Here is a 16,055-nt window from a genome sequence, read left to right on the forward strand (position 1 = left end):
GCAGTCCGGTCCTAGCGTGGGGAGTAGAGGTAACTGTCAGGAAAGGAGTCGGCGGCCAGCACCGCACCCACGATGATGACCGCGGTGCGGCGTACATCCGCCGCTGCCACCTGATCGGCGATGTCGGCCAGGCCGCGCAGCACGACCTCGTCGGCTCGGCTGGCGTTGGCGGCCACCGCGACCGAGCAGTCCGCCCCGTAGTGCTCGGCCAACGTCGCCGCCAACTGCCGGTTCGGGCCACCGCCAGGTGCAGCACCGGGGCGGCGCGGCTGCGTCCGAGCACCGCGAGATCCTCGCCGGGGGGGCATCGGTGTGGAGCGCGCCTGGGCGCGGGTGAGGATCACCGGCTGGCCGATCGTCGGTGCGATCAGCTCCCGGCCCAACGTCGCGGCGGCGGCGTACGCGGGTACCCCGGGCACGATCTTGTACGGCACGCTTGCCATGTCCAGCCGCCGGGTCTGTTCGGCGACGGCGCTGAACAAGGCCGGGTCACCGGAACAGAGCCGGGCGACATCGTGCCCGTCGGCGCGTGCGGCGACGATCTCGTCCAGGGTGAGGTCGGCGGTGTCGACCCGTCGTGCGTCGTCCAGGCAGCAGGCGAGCAGTTCCGCGGGGACCAGGCTGCCGGCGTAGAGACAGGCCTGTGCCCGGCTGAGGATGCGCTGTCCGCGCACGGTGATGAGATCTGCCGCGCCCGGGCCGGCACCGATGAAGTACACGGTCATGGCCGGGTCACCGCCCACTGCACCAGTGGTCGGGCCGGCTGCCAGCCGGTGAAGGCACCCAGCGGCGCCGCCCGGTCGACGGCCAGACGGGTCAGGTCACCACCGTGACGGGCGGCCTGGTCGACCAGTTCCTGTTCGCCCTCCGGCGTGACGGCGTGGGCGACGGGCCGGCCACCGGGACGGAGCGCGCCCCACACGGCGGCGAAGAGGTCCGGGGCGGTCAGGCCACCACCGACGAAGACCGCATCCGGTGCGGGCAGCCCGGCGAGGGCGTCCGGTGCGGCGCCGCGCACGATCCGGAGCTGCGGCACGCCAAGGGTGCGGGCGTTCCGGTCGACGCGGCCGGGTCGGCCCTCGATCGCGATCGCGGAGGTTATCGGATCGGCACGTAGCCATTCGATGCCGACGCTGCGGCAGCCGGCGCCGACGTCCCACAGCCGCTCGCCGCGGATTGGGGCCAGCCGGGACAGGGCCATCGCTCGCGTCTCCCGTTTGGTCAGGGCGCCGTCGTGGTCGTACGCGTCGTCGGGCAGCCCGGGCATCGGCGACAGCACCCGGCTGTCGGGCGCCGCGACGACCCGGACCGCGACCACGTTGAGCGGCCAGCCCGGCTGGGCACTCCACTTCTGCGCGATGCCGCCGGTCCGTCGTTCGCTCGTCCCGCCGAGCGAGGTGAGGACGGTCACCTCGCTGGGGCCGTACCCGGCGGCGGTGAGCGTCCGGGCCAGCTCGGCGGGGTGTCCGCGTCGATGCACCAGCAGCAGCCGGCCCGGGGCCAGGTCGCGTCGGATGCGGTCGAGGTCCCGGGCGACCGTGCTGTGCACGGTGACCTGTTCGACCGGCCAGCCCATGCGGGCGCAGGCCAGTACGATCGATGACGGGTGACTCACTGCGCCGCCATTGCACGTGGCTCCGCTCGAACGATCTGGGCACCGACATGCGACGGCACGCCCGTCCCGACCCGGGTTTACCACCTGGCCGTTCCGAGTAAGAACCATCGATGCAGCACGGGCCTGCAGGTTGCCATCGACGCCCACACTCGCCTCGTGGTGGCCCTTGGCGATCCGCAACTGGCATTTGCAACGACACCATCGTCTACCGAACCAGCGGCATCGACCAGAAGTTGGCCAGACGGCCGGTTATGGCCTGCGGCACCTACCGCGGCAATCCTGAGGTGATCATCCCGTACCGCAAGCCCGCCGACAACAGTGAGCTGCCCGGGTGGAAGGCCAGCTCAAATACAGCGTACCATCTGAGCTCAGGCGAACGCACCCTGGGTGGGTCGAGTTCTTCAAAATCCTCCGCGACCATCGCCAGGCTGCCAGCGCATTGACCGACGCGACTTCCTGCATCGCGCATCTCCGTAACATCTTCCTCGCTGGCCGAAACCGCCAGCCCAGTGGGGCAGCACCTTCAGGGAGTCGCGAGACCTCCTCTAGTCGGCGAGTGGCGCACGGCGCTGCGGGCCAACAGGAAATGGCGCGCCGCCGGCTCTAAAAACCGACCCTAGGCGGGCATTATGGCAAGGAACCGTATTGACATCCGTCGTCGCAATCAATCAGACTGTCACGGCGATGGCACAGTGCGTACGCGTAAGGAGGGGCGCGGTCGCGGTAAGCCGTCAGGGTGCACACCAGAACCGACGGCAAGCCCGGAATCCGTCGTGCGCGCGAGACCCACTCCATTTCATCGTGGCCCGACCGGGTCGGAGCCCCGACCGCGTGAATATGTGGCCGGGCCCTCATCACTGCGGGCCAGAAAGGCGCCTCCTCGTGGCCATGTTACCTATCCGCCTTCAAAAAACCGGAGAGCTCATGTCCCGTCACGCGTTCCACGCGCGTCGCCGCGTCGCCGGCTTGCTCGCTGCGGTTGTCGCCGCCGTCGTCGTCACCGCTGCCGAACCCGCCCCGCAGGCCGCGCACGCCGCCGCGTGTACCGGCACGTCCGGAGTCACCGTCGTGGTTGACTTCGCCGCTCTCGGTGGCGGGGTCCAAGTCGCCTGCGCTCTCGGCGACCCCACTAGCGGAATCGCGGCCCTGCAGTCTGCCGATTTCACCGTCACCGGCACTGCAGAGTGGGGGCTGGATTTCATCTGCCGGATCAACGGCGAGCCCACTGCCGCGACCGAGTCGTGCGTCAACCCGCCGGCTACGGCCTACTGGTCATACTGGCAGGCGACCAGCGGTGGATCCTGGTCCTACAGTTCGTCTGGGCCTAACAGCCACGACCCGGCACCGGGCACCGTCGAAGGGTGGTCCTTCGGCGCCAGCGCCCCACCCAGCATTACCGCACCGTAATCCTGCATGTGTCCGCGGTCCATCGGGTGTCGCCGACCGCTCTGGCGTCGACCGACAGGGCGGGGCGGTGCCGAGGGGTGCAGGGCTGCGCCACCGATCGCAAGGCCAAAACGTGGAGAGGCGCCGGCTTGCGATATCTCCAGCGCCTCTCCACGGTGTCTCACAGCCGTCTCACGGACGACCCGGGAAGGCCCGATAGGGGCCGACGTTCCCTGGATCGCCACTAGGTTCTGTCTTGCGGATCTTGGTTGTCGGGGATGGCGCGTAGCCAGTCGAGGGTTTCGACCAGGTCGAGGGTGGCTCGGAAGTTGGCGGCCAACTTGTCGTATCGGGTGGCGAGTCCGCGCCAGTGTTTGCGCCGGTTGAAGCCGCGTTCGACCTGGTTACGGCGCCGGTAGGCGACCGGGTCGAATGTCGGGGGTCTGCCGCCGCGTCGTCCTTTCCGCTTCCGGTTGGCGATCTGGTCGTTGGGCTCGGGGATGACCGTGGTGATGCCCTTGTCCCGCAGGGCGGTCCGGTTCGCGCGAGAGGAGTACGCCTTGTCACCGGTGAGCGAGTCCGGTCGCTGGCGGGGCCGGCCCACACCACCGGGTCGGGGCACCCGGACCTGGCCCAGTAGCGGAATCAACTGGCGGGTGTCGGCTGCCTGACCAGGGGTGATCAGGGTGGCCAGGGAACGACCATGCCCATCGGCCAGAGTGTGGATCTTGAGCTACCCCCGCTTTTATGGAGCTTCTTGACCATGGTCTGATGGCCGTGGGGGAGGAAGTCGTTCGTGGCAGCACCGAAGAAGTACCCCGATGAGCTGCGTCAGCGCGCTGTGCGTTTGTATCGCGAGTCGGACCCGAAGCCGGTGATCCGGCGTCTGGCCGAGCAGCTTGGTGTGCATCACGAGGCGCTCAGGAACTGGATCCGCCAGGCCGAGGCAGACGCCGACGAGCGTCACGACCGGCCGACCAGCGAGATGGCGGAGGAGAACCGGCGGCTGCGTAGGGAGGTCGCCGAGTTGCGGCGGGCGAACGAGATCCTGAAAGCGGCGAGTGCGTATTTCGCGGCGGAGCTCGACCCGACCCGGCGACGGTCATGAGGTTCATCCATGAACACCGTGACCAGTTCGCGGTCGCGCTCCTGCTACGGGTCCTCAACATCGGCGCGTCGACCTACTACGCCTGGGTGAAGCAGGCCGAGCAGCCCTGCGACCGTGACGTGGTCGACCTGGGTCTGATCTCCAACATTCACGAGATCTGGGAGACCTCCGGGCGCACCTACGGCGCGGACCGGGTCCACCGGCAGCTGCGCCGCGACGGCATCGGTGTGGGCCGTAAGCGGGTCGAGCGGTTGATGGCGGCCCAGGGCTGGCAGGGTGCGTTCCTGCGTCGAGGCTGGCGCGGCGGCTCCACGAAGCAGGATCCCCGGCACACGCCGGCGCCGGATCTGGTCAACCGGCAGTTCACCGCGTCCGGGCCGAACCGGTTGTGGGTCGCCGACGCCACCCGCATTCCCTGCGGCGAGGGCGTGTTCTGGCTCGCCGCGGTCCGCGACGTGTTCTCCCGCCGGATCGTCGGGTGGAAGACGTCTGACCGCTGCGACACCGACCTGATTCTTGCCGCCCTCGAATACGGCATCTGGTCCCGCGACGTCCGCGACGGCCAACTGATCCACCACTCGGACAGGGGGTCGAACCCCGGACTCAACCGGTCGAAGCAACACCGACTTGTTCGATCAAGGTTAGCTGCTCGTTCAGCGCTTCAGCGGGCGTCTTCCAGCCAAGGGTCTTGCGTGGCCTGCTGTTGAGAGTGGCAGCGACAGCTTCGATCTCGTCCGCGCTCCACCGCGATAGGTCAGTGCCCTTGGGGAAGTACTGGCGTAACAGCCCGTTCGTGTTCTCGTTCGTGCCGCGCTGCCATGGGCTGTGGGGATCGGCGAAGTAGACGGCAATGCCAGTGTCGATCTTCAACTGGACGTGCTGGGCGAGTTCCTTGCCGCGATCCCAGGTCAGCGAACGGCGCAACTGGTCGGGAATCGTGGTCATCCGGGCGGTAAGGGCTTCCCGCATGGCCTCGGCGCCGCAGCCGGCCAGCGCAGGGCCGTTCTTCACGCGTGGCTCGACGCCGTAGCCGTCCATCCGCGGCAGGTGCAGCAGCATCGTGAACCGCGTCGTCCGTTCCACGAGCGTGCCGATCGCGGATCGGTCCGTTCCGATGATCAGGTCACCCTCCCAGTGCCCCGGGATTGCCCGGTCGGCGGCTTCGGCGGGCCGCTGGCTGATCATCACCTCGGGCGTCACATGCCCGCCTGGACGCTGCCGGGCACGGGACCTGGGAACCCGCAGCGCTCGCCCGGTGCGCAGGCAGGCGACCAGCTCGCGCTTGAGCGCACCGCGGCTCTGAACGTAGAGCGCCTGGTAGATCGCCTCGTGCGAGATGCGCATGGACTCATCTTCCGGGAAGTCAAGCGTCAGCCGATGAGAGATCTGCTCCGGGCTCCACGCCGTCGCCCACCGCCGGTCCTGACGCCGTGGCTTGTTGCGCCCCTTCCACCGTGGCGCGGCCGGCCCCTGTGCCAGGACACCGTCCGGACGTCGGATCTCTCCCGCGAGCCGTTCCTGCACGTACTCGCGCAGCCTCTCGTTGACCACGAGCTTTGCCGCCTTCGGCCTCCTGGCCATCAGCTCGGCCTTCCACTGCGCGATCGACGCCCGGTAGTCGAGCTTTCCGCCACGGGTGGCCGCGTTGCGCCGCAGCTCCCGGGAGATCGTCGCCGGGTCACGCCCCAGCGTGCGCGCGATCTCCCGAACCCCAGCACCCCGCGCCCTCAGCAGCGCGATCTCCTCCCGCTCGACGAATGACAGGTACCTGCCTGACGGCGGGGCGAGACTGATCGAGGGCATGCCGCCACGTTCCCGGAACCAGCGAGACCCGACGGGGCCCGACACGCCGCACGCGACAGCAGCATCCTCGCTCGTCAACCCCTCAGCAATTCGCGCCCAGAACACCCGCTCGACATCCCGCCGGATCGGCGGCCTGCCCGGCGACCTCATCGCCGGGCGGCCCGTCAACGTCGTCATCCACCCCGCTGGCCTGCCCATCAACACCTCCACAATCGAGGCGTTGCGACGACCAGTTGAATCCGCCAACTACACGTCCTTCCGCTTCGCCGAACGCTTACAGGACAACGGGATCCTGCCGTCGATGGGCTCCGTCGGCGACAGCTACGACAACGCCCTGATGGAGAACTTCTGGTCCACCCTGAAGATCGAACTCGTCTACCGCACGAGCTGGCGGACCCGCGACGAGGCCGAGAACGCGATCTTCGCCTACATCGACGGCTGGTACAACACCCGCCGCATCCAGAAGGAACTGGGCGACCTCAGCCCGAACGAGTACGAGACCGCCTGGCACAGCCGCCAGACCGAGCCAGCCGAACCACCTATCGCCGCCCCTGCACCAGCCGGCAGCAGGTAACCACCGCTCCATCAAAGCGGGGGGAACTCACAAAGCGCTACTAAACGTTCCTCCAGGCGGGCGGTACCGCGCGGGCCGAGTCGCACGGTCGTCGGAGCGGTGCCGGACCCGCCTCGCGGGTCTGCTCAAGCGGCGGGCGAGAAATCACCGCGAACCTCTTGACGGTCGCGAATGTCTGCCCCTACGGTCCATGCACGAGAATGAAACGATTCAGGAGGTCGGATGGACCCCGGCGCACCGGGCGCGGAGGGCGCTCCGCTGCTGGTGCTGGACGGCGTGACGAGGTTCTTCGGGGCCGTCGCCGCGCTGCGCGGGGTGCGCCTGGCGCTGCACTCCGGTGAGGCCCACGCCCTCGTCGGGGAGAACGGGGCGGGCAAGTCGACCCTGGTGAAGGTCCTGGCCGGGGCGCACGCCCCGCACTCCGGACGGATGACCCTCGACGGCCGCCCGCTGGAGCTGCGCGGCCCCGCCGACGCTCGGGCCGCCGGTATCGCCGCCCTCTACCAGGAGCCGACCCTGTTCCCGGACCTCTCGGTCGCGGAGAACATCTTCATGGGCCGGCAACCCCTGCGCGGCCTGCGCCGCGTCGACACGTGGGCGATGAACCGCAACGCAGAGCAGCTGTTCCAGCGGCTGGGTGTCCGGATCGGCCCGCGTCGGCCCGCCCCGCGGGCTCTCGATCGCCGACCAGCAGCTCGTCGAGATCGCCAAGGCGCTCTCCTTCGACGCCCGCGTCCTGATCATGGACGAGCCGACCGCCGCGCTCTCCGGGGGCGAGGTGGAGCGGCTCTTCGGCGTCGCCCGGTCGCTCTGCGAACGCGGCGCGGCGATGCTGTTCATCTCGCACCGCTTCGACGAGGTGTTCGACCTCTGCCAGCGCATCACCGTGCTGCGCGACGGGGCCTGGGTCTCCAGCGACAGCGCCGCCGCCCTCACCGTCGACGACGTGGTGCGGCGGATGGTCGGCCGGGACGTCTCCTCGCTCTATCCGAAACAGGACGCACCCCTGCGCGACACCCTGCTGGAGGTACGGGGGGCTCAGCCGGGCCGGCGTCTTCTCCGACGTGTCCTTCTCGGCAAGGACGGCGTGGTCGTCCTCGGCCCGCCCACCGTCTTCGCCAAGAGCAACATCGACCAGTTCCAGTTCTGACCGCCCCACCCGGCGGTGTCGGCGCCCGTCGCGCCGGCGCCGCCCGGGAGTGACATCGACAGGAGAAACATGCCCCGCGTCTGCTTCACCCTGCAGGTCGATCCCGCCCGTCTCGACGAGTACCGGGCCCGGCACGCGCGCGTCTGGCCGGAGATGCTCGCCGCCCTGGCCGAGAGCGGATGGCGCGACTACTCACTCTTCCTCCGTGCGGACGGCCTGCTCGTGGGGTTCCTGGTGACCGACGACTTCGCGGCGGCACAGGCCGCCATGCAGGATCGCGACGTCAACGCCCGCTGGCAGGCGGAGATGGCGCCGTTCTTCCTCGACCTCGACCAAGGCGCGGCCGACCGTGCCATGCGGCCACTGGACGAGGTCTTCAACCTCGAGGCGCAGCTCGCCGCCCAGGAGGGAGAAACACCATGACCCAGCCCGACGCGCCGAGGAACGAGGGAGTGCAGCAGGCGCTGCGCGGGTTAGGACGACAGCCGGGCCCGCGCAGGACCGCCTCGCCGCCGCACTGCGGGAGGTGCACGGCCGACTCGGTCCGAATCAGCGGATGCTGCTGGAGTACAAGCCCTTCGAGCCCGCCTTCTATACCACGGACGTGCGGCCGCTCCCCGCCGAGCTGCGCGAGGAGTCGGGCCTGGACCCCGACCCGATCGCCGCGTACGCCCGATCCGGCTACTTCGAGCGCATCCGCGCCGGACGCGCCGGCGGGCAGCAGACCGGCTGGGGCGCCTGAGCGCCACCCGAGAACGCACCCAGGAGACGTGAGGACGATGCATCCCGAGGTACAGGAACTCATCGCGCGCAGCAACCGGCTCGGCGCCGACACGAGCACCACCAACTATGCCGGCGGCCACACCTCCGCCAGGGGCGAGGCCACCGATCCGGTGACCGGTGGCCCCGTCGAGCTGCTCTGGGTCAAGGGCTCGGGCGGCGACCTGGGCGCGCTGACCGAGGCCGGCCTGGCCGTGCTCCGGCTCGACCGCCTCCGGGCCCTCGTCGACGTCTAGGGCGTGTGTCGAAGTCGGTGCCAGGGCTTGAGCTGTTGGGTGAGGATCTTGGCGTGTCGGTGTTCGGGATGTAGCGAGGTCTCCGGTATCTGGTTCAGCGACCAAGCAGAACCCGAACACCGGAGACCTCGTGGACACCCTAGCGGTGACGAGGCGGCACGACCTGACCGACGCACAGTGGGTGGCGCTGGAGCCGCTACTGCCTGCGGGGCGTAGGCCGGGTCGGCCGTTGACATGGACGAAACGGCAGCTCATTGATGGGATCCGGTGGCGGACACGGGTTGGTGCACCGTGGCGGGACGTTCCGGATTGCTACGGATCCTGGGCTGCGGTCTACGGGTTGTTTCGGCGTTGGCAGCGTGATGGGACCTGGGCGAAGATCCTGACCGCCTTGCAGGCTCTGGCTGACGCGGCCGGACGTGTCGTCTGGGACGTGTCGGTGGACTCCACGGTCGCCCGAGTGCACCAGCACGCCGCCGGGGCGCGTAAAAGGGGGATCTGCAGGCCGAGCCGCCGGGCGGGGTCACGGTCGAACCGGCTGATCACGCGTTGGGTCGGTCGCGGGGTGGCCTGACCACGAAGCTGCACCTGGCCTGCGAGCAGGGGCAGAAGCCGTTGTCGATCGTGTTGACCGCTGGGCAGCGGGGGGACAGCCCGCAGTTCATGGTGGTGCTCGACGGGATCCGGGTGCCCCGCCTCGGCGGCGGCCGGCCCCGAACCCGCCCGGACCGGGTCTTGGCCGACAAGGCGTACACGTCGAAGGCCAACCGCCGCTACCTGCGCCGACGTGGCATCGCCGCGACGATCCCCTCGAAGGCCGACCAAGACGCCAACCGACGCAAGAAGGGGTCGAAGGGCGGCCGACCACCGGCCTTCGACCCCGAGCGGTACAAGCAGCGTCACGCCGTGGAGTGCGGCATCAACCGACTCAAGGGCAACCGGGCCGTAGCGACCCGCTTCGACAAACTCGCCGTCCGCTACCAAGCCACCGTTCACATCGCCGCGATCAACGAATGGCTGTAACCGACTTCGACACAGGCCCTAGCCGGGCGTCGAGCGGGAGGACGAGATGGTCGCCGCGTTCGACTACTGCCTGCACGGGCGGGGTGGGGCCGCGCCGTCGATCGACAGTGCACGTCAGCGCAGCGTCGCGAGTGTCGTCGTGAGCCGGTCGAAGACGACCTCGTCGACGGTCGCTCCGGCCTGCCGGAGGGCGAGCACGGCCGCGCCGACCACTCCGTCGGGGACGACGCGTACCTCCGCGGTGGTGCCGTCCCGGGCGTACCGGGCCGCGATCCGGTCGGCCAGCGTGCGGTGCCGGGTCAGGATGCCGCCGCCGAGTGTGATCACGCCGCTCAGGCCGGGGGCGACCACCGCGTTGAGGGTACGCAGCAGCGCGTCGGCGGCGTCGCGGACGATCGCGTCGGCGATCTCGTCGCCGGCGGCCTCGAAGGCCAGGTGCGCGAACTGGGCGAGCTGCACCGGGCGGATCGCGTAGAGGGTGTCCAGCGCGTACGAGACGATGGCCGGGCGACCGTCGGGATCCGGAGCGTGGCCACCGGCCTGGCCGAGCTGGTCCAGGAGTAGTCCGGTGAGCGCGGTGGCCGGGCCGCGGCGGTCGAGCTCGGTCAGCGCCGCCCGGACCACCCGGTGCCCTATGTAGAAGCCGGAGCCGTCGTCGCCGAGCAGCCAGCCGAGCCCGTCGGCGGTGGCGATCGTCCGCCCCCGCTCGACCCTGATGGCCGCCGCGCCTGTGCCGGCGACGAGCGCGTAGCCGGCCTCCCGGTAGGTGCCGGAGAAGAAGGTGGCCAGCAGGTCCGATTCGAAGACGGGGGTGGCGGTGATGCCGAGTGCCTTCAGTGGTGCGGTGAACGCCTCGACGTCCATCTGCGGGCTCGCGCCGGCCATGGCGAACACGACCCCGCCGATCTCCTCGCCTGGCACGCCGGCGGCGGCCAACGCGTCCGCGGCACTGGCCGCCACCGAGGCGGCCGCGTGTTGGGCCCCGGCGGAGGTCGGGTTTCCGCTGCCGGTTCGGGCGTAACCGAGACATCGACCCTCGACGGTGACGACGATGCTACGGGTCGAGGTGCCACCGGCATCGACGGCGAGCAGGTCAGGCATCGTTACCAACCCGTGACCTGTGGGCCGTTGCCCCCGCCGAGACTCTGCAATTAGTTTTCACAAACCAAATCTAACAGTGATAGGACTTTTCATCATCATGTCTTCGGCTGAGGTACCCCCGGCGCAAACGACTGCCGAGTTCGGCGTCAACAGTCGCATCCGGGCGCAGCTGTCACACATGACGCAGTCCATGGCCAAGATCGGTCAGCTCCTCCTGGAGAACCCCGAGCTGCCGCTCCAGTTGTCGATCACCGAGCTCGCGGAACGCGCGGGCACCTCGGCGGCGACGGTGACCCGCTTCTGCCGGCTGATCGGCTACGGCGGCTATCTGCAACTGCGGGTCAGCTCGGCGGCCGACCTTGGGCGGTCGAGCGCGCAGGACACCTGGGAGCAGGTGATCGGGCAGACCTTCCACCCGCGGCAGGACCCTGCCAAGGTGTTGCGGACGCTGCTCAACGCGCACGTCGGCGCGTTGCAGGCCACCGCCGATCTGGCCGACCTCGCTCTGCTGCAACGGGTCGCCGCCGCCATCGCCACCAGCCAGCACGTGGACATCTACGGCATCGGCGGCAGTGGGCTCGTCGCTGCCGGCATGCATGAGCGCCTGTACCGCATCGGGATCAACGCGCATGCGTGGACCGAGGTGCATCTCGGCCTCACCAGCGGCGCGCTGCTGGGGGAGGGCGCCGTGGCGATCGGCGTCTCCAACAGTGGCCGCACCAGCGAGACCGTGGAGATGCTGGGGTTCGCCGCCGCACAGAACGCGTTCACCGTGGCGCTGACGAGCGATCCCAGTTCGCCGCTCGCCGCGGTCGCCGACGTGCACATCCAGAGCTACGCGCCCGGCGAATACCTCCAGCCCGGGGACTTCGCCGCACAACACGCCCAGCTGTTCGTGTTCGACCTGCTCTACCTGATGGTCGCGCAACAGAACTTCGAACGCACCACGACCACGCTCGCCCGGACCGCTGCCGCCATCGCCAACCATCGCGAAACTCAGTCCCGGCCGCCGCGTGCCGCGACCGCCTCCCCGACGAACGGAACGCCTTCCTCATGACGCCCCTCTTCAGTGACTACTTCACGCAGGTCTCCAGCCGCCTCCGCGCCATCGACGAGGACGCCCGTTCGGGCGGCCTGGACGGGGCGATCGAGTTGATCGTCAACGCGATCGAGAACGACGGTGTGCTGCACGCCTTCGGCACCGGTCACTCCGAGGCCTTCGCGATGGAGATCGCCGGCCGGGCCGGCGGGCTCATCCCGAGCCACCCCATCGCGCTGCGGGACCTGGTCCTGTTCGGTGCCCGCAGCGACGCCTCCATCCTCGTCGGTGCCGAGTTGGAACGCGACAACAGCATCGTGGACGAACTCTACGACCTGTACGAGATGCGCCCGGCCGACGTGTTCCTCATCGCCTCCAACTCGGGCGTGAACGGCTCGATCGTCGGGCTCGCCCTGCGCGCCAAGGCCGAAGGGCATCCGGTGATCGCCGTGACCAGCCTCGAACACTCCAACGCGGTCGTCCCCAAGCATCCCAGTGGGAAGCGGCTCTCGGACGTCGCCGACATCGTCCTGGACAACCGTGCTCCGTACGGGGACGCCACCCTCGACCTCGGTGACGGGCTCGGGGTGGGGCCGGTCTCGTCGATCACCGCCGCCTACCTCGCGCAGCTGCTGACCATCGGCGCGGCGGAGCGCATCCGGACGGCCGGGCAGGTGCCGCCGCTGTACATCTCGGCCAACATTCCCGGCGGCGATGAGCACAACGGCGCCCTGGAACGACGCTACGGGGCACGCATCAAGCCCGTCGCGTGATCCCGGGCAACCGCGGCGACGCCCGAGCCGCGGGGGACCGCCACGGCCACAGAAATCGCAGGCAGCAAGGCCCATCGAAAGGTAGCCACCCATGTCCTCTGAATTGAAACCATTCAATCGCCGGCTGTTCCTGCGGGGTGCGCTGGCGACGTCGCTGGTCCCCGTCGCCGGTGTGCTGGCCGCGTGCGCCTCGCCGGGCGGCGACGAGCCCAAGGGCACGTCAACCAACGGCGCCAAGAGCGCCGAGAACCCGTTCGGACTGGCCGCCAACACCGAGGTCGACGCGGTCATCTTCAACGGCGGCTACGGCTACGACTACGTCACGTTCGCGGGCGGCCTGGCCGAGGCGAAGCACAGCGGCACCAAGATCAAGGTCCAGCCGTCGACGGAGATCGCCCAGGAACTCCAGCCCCGGTTCGTCGGCGGCAACCCGCCTGACCTGATCAACAACGGCGGTGCGGGCAAGATCTCGCTGAGCACGATCGTCGACCAGCTGGAGACCCTCGACGACGTCCTCGACGCGACCAACTACGGCGGTACGAAGATCGCGGACAGCCTCTACCCGGGGGTCAAGCTGCCCGGCACGTTCAACGGGAAGTTCGTCGCGCTGAACTACGTGATGACCGTCTTCTCGCTCTGGCACTCGGCCTCGCTGTTCGAGGAGAACGGCTGGACCCCGCCGAAGACCTGGGCCGAGGCGAAGGACCTCGGCGCCAAGGCGAAGGCGAAGGGCAAGTACCTGTTCGTCTTCGGCAAGGAGGCGGCCAACTACTACCAGTGGACGATGGTCGACTCGGCGATCAAGGAGGGCGGGCACGAGGTACGCCTGGCCCTGGAGAACCTGGCGCCGAAGGCGTGGTCGCACCCGGCGGTCCAGGGCGTTCTCAAGGAGATCCACGACATCGTGCGGGCCGGCTACATCGTTCCCGGTGGCGCGGGCACCCAGTTCACCGCCGCGCAGGCGAAGTGGAGCAACGACCAGCAGGCCCTGCTGTACAGCTCGGGTGGCTGGATCGAGAACGAGATGAAGAAGGCCACCAAGGCGGGCTTCCGGATGACCGGTGTGCCGGTGCCGACCCTGTCGACGAGCCCGGCGCTGCCGTTCGAGGCGCTGCGCGCCGCGGCCGGCGAACCGTTCATCGTGCCGGCCAAGGGCAAGAGCCCGGCGGGTGGCAAGGAGGTGCTGCGCGCGATGCTCTCCAACGAGGCCGCCGCCAACTTCTCGAAGACCCGGCTGGCGCCGACGATCGTCAAGGGGACCGTACCGGCCGACGGGTACGGCTCGACCGCGCTGGTCTCGCAGACCAAGATGCTCGAGGCCGCCGGCCAGCACATCTTCGACTTCGTCTCCGAGGGTTACTACGGGATGGGCGCCGACCAACTCGTCCTGTGGAACTCGTTCCTCGCCGGCGACCTCGACGTCGCCGCGATGACCAAGGGCCTGCAGTCCGTGAGCGACAAGATCGCGAACGACTCGTCCATCCAGAAGATCAAGGTTAGCTGAATGCGATGACAGGTACGACGATGCTGGGCGGCCGGCGTGCCGCCAAGCGCCGCGGCAGGCTCACCTTCGACCGGGTGAGCTTCATGGCGGTGTTCCTGGTGCTTCCCCTGGCCATCTTCGCGATCTTCGTGATCTCGCCGTTCGTCCAGGCGCTGTACTACGCGATGACGGACTGGACCGGCTTCTCGCCGGACATGCGCTTCATCGGTCTGGAGAACTTCGTCAAGCTCTTCGGCGACGACGTCTTCCTGCGTGCTCTGCTGAACAACGTGGTGCTCGCGATCGTCGTGCCCATCGTGACCATCGTGCTGGCCCTGGCGATCGCCAGCATGGTGACCGTCGGTGGCCCGAGTACGGGAACCGTGCGGGGCCTTCGCGGGTCCGGCTTCTACCGGATCGTCTCGTTCTTCCCGTACACGGTGCCCGCCATCGCCATCGGGCTGATCTGGGCCCAGGTGTACGACCCGTCGAGAGGGCTGCTCAACGGCCTTCTCGCCGGGGTCGGCCTCGACGGGTTCGCGGACTTCCCGTGGCTCGGCAGGGCCACCACCGCGTTGCCGGCGTCGATTTTCGTCATCGTCTGGGGCTTCGTCGGCTTCTACACCGTGCTGTTCGTCGCGGCGATCAAAGGCATCCCGGCGGAGACGTACGAGGCCGCACGCCTGGACGGCGCCGGTCGCTTACGCACCGTCTTCTCCATCACCATCCCGCAGATCCGGGACAGCGTACGGACCGCGTACGTCTACCTCGGCATCATCGCCCTCGACGCGTTCATCTACATGCAGGCGTTGAACCCCACCGGCGGGCCCGAGTACTCGACGCTGACCATGAGCCAGCAGTTGTACATGGTGGCCTTCCGTAAGGGGCAGTTCGGGTACGCGACCGCCATGGGCGTGGTACTCGCGGTGGTGACACTGATGTTCGCCGCGATCGTGTTCCTGGCCGACCGCCTGACCGGCGGACGTGCCGACGGGAAGGAGCGGACATGACTGCGCTCGCCACCGGGAAGGCGCGACCGGCCACCCCGGCCACCCCCGTCCCGCTTCGACGTCGCCGGAGAACCAGCCGTGGCGACATCGCCGTCGCGGCGACCTCACACACCCTCCTCGTCGCCTGGGCCGTCATCGTCATTGTCCCGTTCCTGTGGACGGTCATGTCGTCGTTCAAGTCGACCGGTGAGATTCTGGCGTCGCCGTTCTCGCTGCCCAGCGAGTGGAGCTTCCGCAACTACACGGCCGCCTGGACGGGCGCCGGAATCGGCGGCTACTTCCTGAACACGGTCATCGTGGTGGGCGCCGCGCTGTTCATCGTCATGTTGCTCGGCGCGATGTGCTCGTACGTGTTGGCGCGGTTTCGCTTCCCGGGCAACCGGCTGATCTACAACGCGCTGATCACCTCGATGACGTTCCCGCTGTTCCTCGCGATCGTGCCGCTCTTCTTCATCCTGCGGAACTTCGGGCTGCTGAACACCCTGCCGGGCCTGATCCTGACCTACGTCGCGTTCGCCCTTCCGTTCACCGTCTTCTTCCTGCACTCGTTCTTCAAGGCGCTGCCGGACGAGATCCACGAGGCGGCGCAGATCGACGGCGCGGGGGAGTGGAGCACGTTCTTCCGGGTGATGCTGCCCATGGCGAAACCCGGTCTGGCCTCGGTGGCCATCTTCAACTTCCTCGGGCTGTGGAACCAGTTCCTACTGCCCATCGTCCTCAACACCGATCGTGACAACTACGTGCTGACGCAGGGCATGGCGGTGTTCGCGTCGAGGGCCGGCTACGCGGTCGACTTCGGCGCCCTGTTCGCGGCGGTCGTGATGACCGTCCTTCCCGTACTCGTCATCTATGTGATCTTCCAGCGCCGGCTTGAGGGCTCGGTCTCACAAGGCACCTTCCGCTAGCCCGCGCTCACCCTCCGCACCTAGCCAACCCCTTCACGCCTGTCGTCAGGCGTGTCACGTCCACAGGAA

General features: G+C 68.8%; 20 protein-coding genes and 1 pseudogene. 15 read left to right on the top strand and 6 right to left on the bottom strand.

From position 1 onward, the window contains the following. Window positions 1-11: 11 nt before the first annotated feature. From LPU43_RS24585 to LPU43_RS29075, 3 genes are all read right to left on the bottom strand, one after another. Window positions 12-725, bottom strand: coding sequence for a cobalt-precorrin-4/precorrin-4 C(11)-methyltransferase (locus LPU43_RS24585; protein WP_229402890.1), 714 nt, complete (start codon window positions 723-725; stop codon window positions 12-14). Beyond that, window positions 722-1,576: a precorrin-6Y C5,15-methyltransferase (decarboxylating) subunit CbiT gene (gene cbiT / locus LPU43_RS24590; RefSeq protein ID WP_229402891.1), complete on the bottom strand. Its 855-nt coding sequence runs from the start codon at window positions 1,574-1,576 to the stop codon at window positions 722-724. The genes LPU43_RS24585 and cbiT overlap by 4 nt, the downstream gene beginning before the upstream one ends. Before the next feature lie 930 nt (window positions 1,577-2,506). After that, window positions 2,507-2,719, bottom strand: a complete 213-nt coding sequence (locus tag LPU43_RS29075) for a hypothetical protein (RefSeq protein WP_229402892.1) — start codon at window positions 2,717-2,719, stop codon at window positions 2,507-2,509. On the opposite strand from LPU43_RS29075, the gene LPU43_RS28820 reads away from it, so the two are divergent. Further along, window positions 2,684-3,022, top strand: a complete 339-nt coding sequence (locus tag LPU43_RS28820) for an SCO2322-related protein (RefSeq protein WP_505846230.1) — start codon at window positions 2,684-2,686, stop codon at window positions 3,020-3,022. The two genes, LPU43_RS29075 and LPU43_RS28820, sit on opposite strands and share 36 nt — an antisense overlap. 223 nt (window positions 3,023-3,245) lie before the next feature. Here the strand turns inward: LPU43_RS28820 and LPU43_RS24605 are convergent, their stop codons facing one another. Beyond that, window positions 3,246-3,728 carry a transposase gene (locus LPU43_RS24605; RefSeq protein WP_373321812.1) on the bottom strand — a complete coding sequence of 161 codons (483 nt, stop codon included), beginning with the start codon at window positions 3,726-3,728 and terminating at the stop codon, window positions 3,246-3,248. Window positions 3,729-3,797: 69 nt separating this feature from the next. Between LPU43_RS24605 and LPU43_RS24610 the strand changes: the two genes are divergently transcribed. After that, window positions 3,798-4,109: a transposase gene (locus LPU43_RS24610; RefSeq protein ID WP_013283497.1), complete on the top strand. Its 312-nt coding sequence runs from the start codon at window positions 3,798-3,800 to the stop codon at window positions 4,107-4,109. After that, complete coding sequence (locus LPU43_RS24615) at window positions 4,106-4,816, top strand: IS3 family transposase (protein ID WP_229402893.1); 711 nt, start codon at window positions 4,106-4,108, stop codon at window positions 4,814-4,816. Before LPU43_RS24610 ends, LPU43_RS24615 begins: the two co-directional genes overlap by 4 nt. Here LPU43_RS24615 and LPU43_RS24620 read toward each other — a convergent pair. Next, window positions 4,713-6,017 (bottom strand): IS30 family transposase, encoded by a 1,305-nt coding sequence (locus tag LPU43_RS24620; RefSeq protein ID WP_444543575.1) that lies wholly within the window; start codon window positions 6,015-6,017, stop codon window positions 4,713-4,715. The genes LPU43_RS24615 and LPU43_RS24620 overlap by 104 nt on opposite strands. On the opposite strand from LPU43_RS24620, the gene LPU43_RS24625 reads away from it, so the two are divergent. From LPU43_RS24625 to LPU43_RS24655, 7 genes and pseudogenes are all read left to right on the top strand, one after another. Then, entirely contained in the window at window positions 5,911-6,486 is a 576-nt protein-coding gene (locus LPU43_RS24625; RefSeq protein ID WP_229402895.1) for an IS3 family transposase, read from the top strand. The two genes, LPU43_RS24620 and LPU43_RS24625, sit on opposite strands and share 107 nt — an antisense overlap. A 222-nt stretch (window positions 6,487-6,708) precedes the next feature. After that, window positions 6,709-7,071 (top strand): annotated as a pseudogene (locus LPU43_RS24630) (ATP-binding cassette domain-containing protein); the annotation flags it as partial. 52 nt (window positions 7,072-7,123) lie between these two features. Beyond that, window positions 7,124-7,636 (top strand): sugar ABC transporter ATP-binding protein, encoded by a 513-nt coding sequence (locus LPU43_RS24635; protein ID WP_229402896.1) that lies wholly within the window; start codon window positions 7,124-7,126, stop codon window positions 7,634-7,636. 69 nt (window positions 7,637-7,705) lie between these two features. After that, window positions 7,706-8,059, top strand: a complete 354-nt coding sequence (locus LPU43_RS24640; RefSeq protein ID WP_229402897.1) for an L-rhamnose mutarotase — start codon at window positions 7,706-7,708, stop codon at window positions 8,057-8,059. 133 nt (window positions 8,060-8,192) lie between these two features. Continuing rightward, a complete protein-coding gene (locus tag LPU43_RS24645) occupies window positions 8,193-8,378 on the top strand; it encodes a hypothetical protein (protein WP_229402898.1) in 186 nt (61 codons plus the stop codon). Window positions 8,379-8,415: 37 nt separating this feature from the next. After that, window positions 8,416-8,652: a class II aldolase/adducin family protein gene (locus tag LPU43_RS24650; RefSeq protein WP_229402899.1), complete on the top strand. Its 237-nt coding sequence runs from the start codon at window positions 8,416-8,418 to the stop codon at window positions 8,650-8,652. A 145-nt stretch (window positions 8,653-8,797) separates the two neighbouring features. After that, window positions 8,798-9,675, top strand: a protein-coding gene (locus LPU43_RS24655; RefSeq protein WP_229402943.1) for an IS5 family transposase whose coding sequence is annotated in 2 segments (ribosomal slippage) — window positions 8,798-9,191 and window positions 9,191-9,675 — 879 coding nt in all. Because the reading frame shifts where the segments join, the coding sequence is not laid out codon by codon here. Between the two features lie 114 nt (window positions 9,676-9,789). On the opposite strand, the gene LPU43_RS24660 is transcribed toward LPU43_RS24655, so the two are convergent. After that, complete coding sequence (locus tag LPU43_RS24660) at window positions 9,790-10,776, bottom strand: N-acetylglucosamine kinase (RefSeq protein ID WP_229402900.1); 987 nt, start codon at window positions 10,774-10,776, stop codon at window positions 9,790-9,792. A gap of 97 nt (window positions 10,777-10,873) precedes the next feature. On the opposite strand from LPU43_RS24660, the gene LPU43_RS24665 reads away from it, so the two are divergent. From LPU43_RS24665 to LPU43_RS24685, 5 genes are all read left to right on the top strand, one after another. Continuing rightward, window positions 10,874-11,833, top strand: coding sequence for a MurR/RpiR family transcriptional regulator (locus LPU43_RS24665; RefSeq protein ID WP_255686619.1), 960 nt, complete (start codon window positions 10,874-10,876; stop codon window positions 11,831-11,833). Then, complete coding sequence (locus LPU43_RS24670) at window positions 11,830-12,588, top strand: sugar isomerase domain-containing protein (RefSeq protein ID WP_229402902.1); 759 nt, start codon at window positions 11,830-11,832, stop codon at window positions 12,586-12,588. The genes LPU43_RS24665 and LPU43_RS24670 overlap by 4 nt, the downstream gene beginning before the upstream one ends. Window positions 12,589-12,679: 91 nt before the next feature. After that, complete coding sequence (gene ngcE, locus LPU43_RS24675; RefSeq protein WP_229402903.1) at window positions 12,680-14,092, top strand: N-acetylglucosamine/diacetylchitobiose ABC transporter substrate-binding protein; 1,413 nt, start codon at window positions 12,680-12,682, stop codon at window positions 14,090-14,092. A gap of 5 nt (window positions 14,093-14,097) precedes the next feature. Continuing rightward, on the top strand, window positions 14,098-15,081 hold the full coding sequence (locus LPU43_RS24680; protein ID WP_229402904.1) for a carbohydrate ABC transporter permease: 984 nt from the start codon (window positions 14,098-14,100) through the stop codon (window positions 15,079-15,081). Continuing rightward, window positions 15,078-15,986, top strand: a complete 909-nt coding sequence (locus tag LPU43_RS24685; protein ID WP_229402905.1) for a carbohydrate ABC transporter permease — start codon at window positions 15,078-15,080, stop codon at window positions 15,984-15,986. Before LPU43_RS24680 ends, LPU43_RS24685 begins: the two co-directional genes overlap by 4 nt. The last annotated feature ends 69 nt before the right edge of the window (window positions 15,987-16,055 follow it).

The organism is Micromonospora okii, from assembly GCF_020884795.1.
GTDB lineage: Bacteria > Actinomycetota > Actinomycetes > Mycobacteriales > Micromonosporaceae > Micromonospora > Micromonospora okii.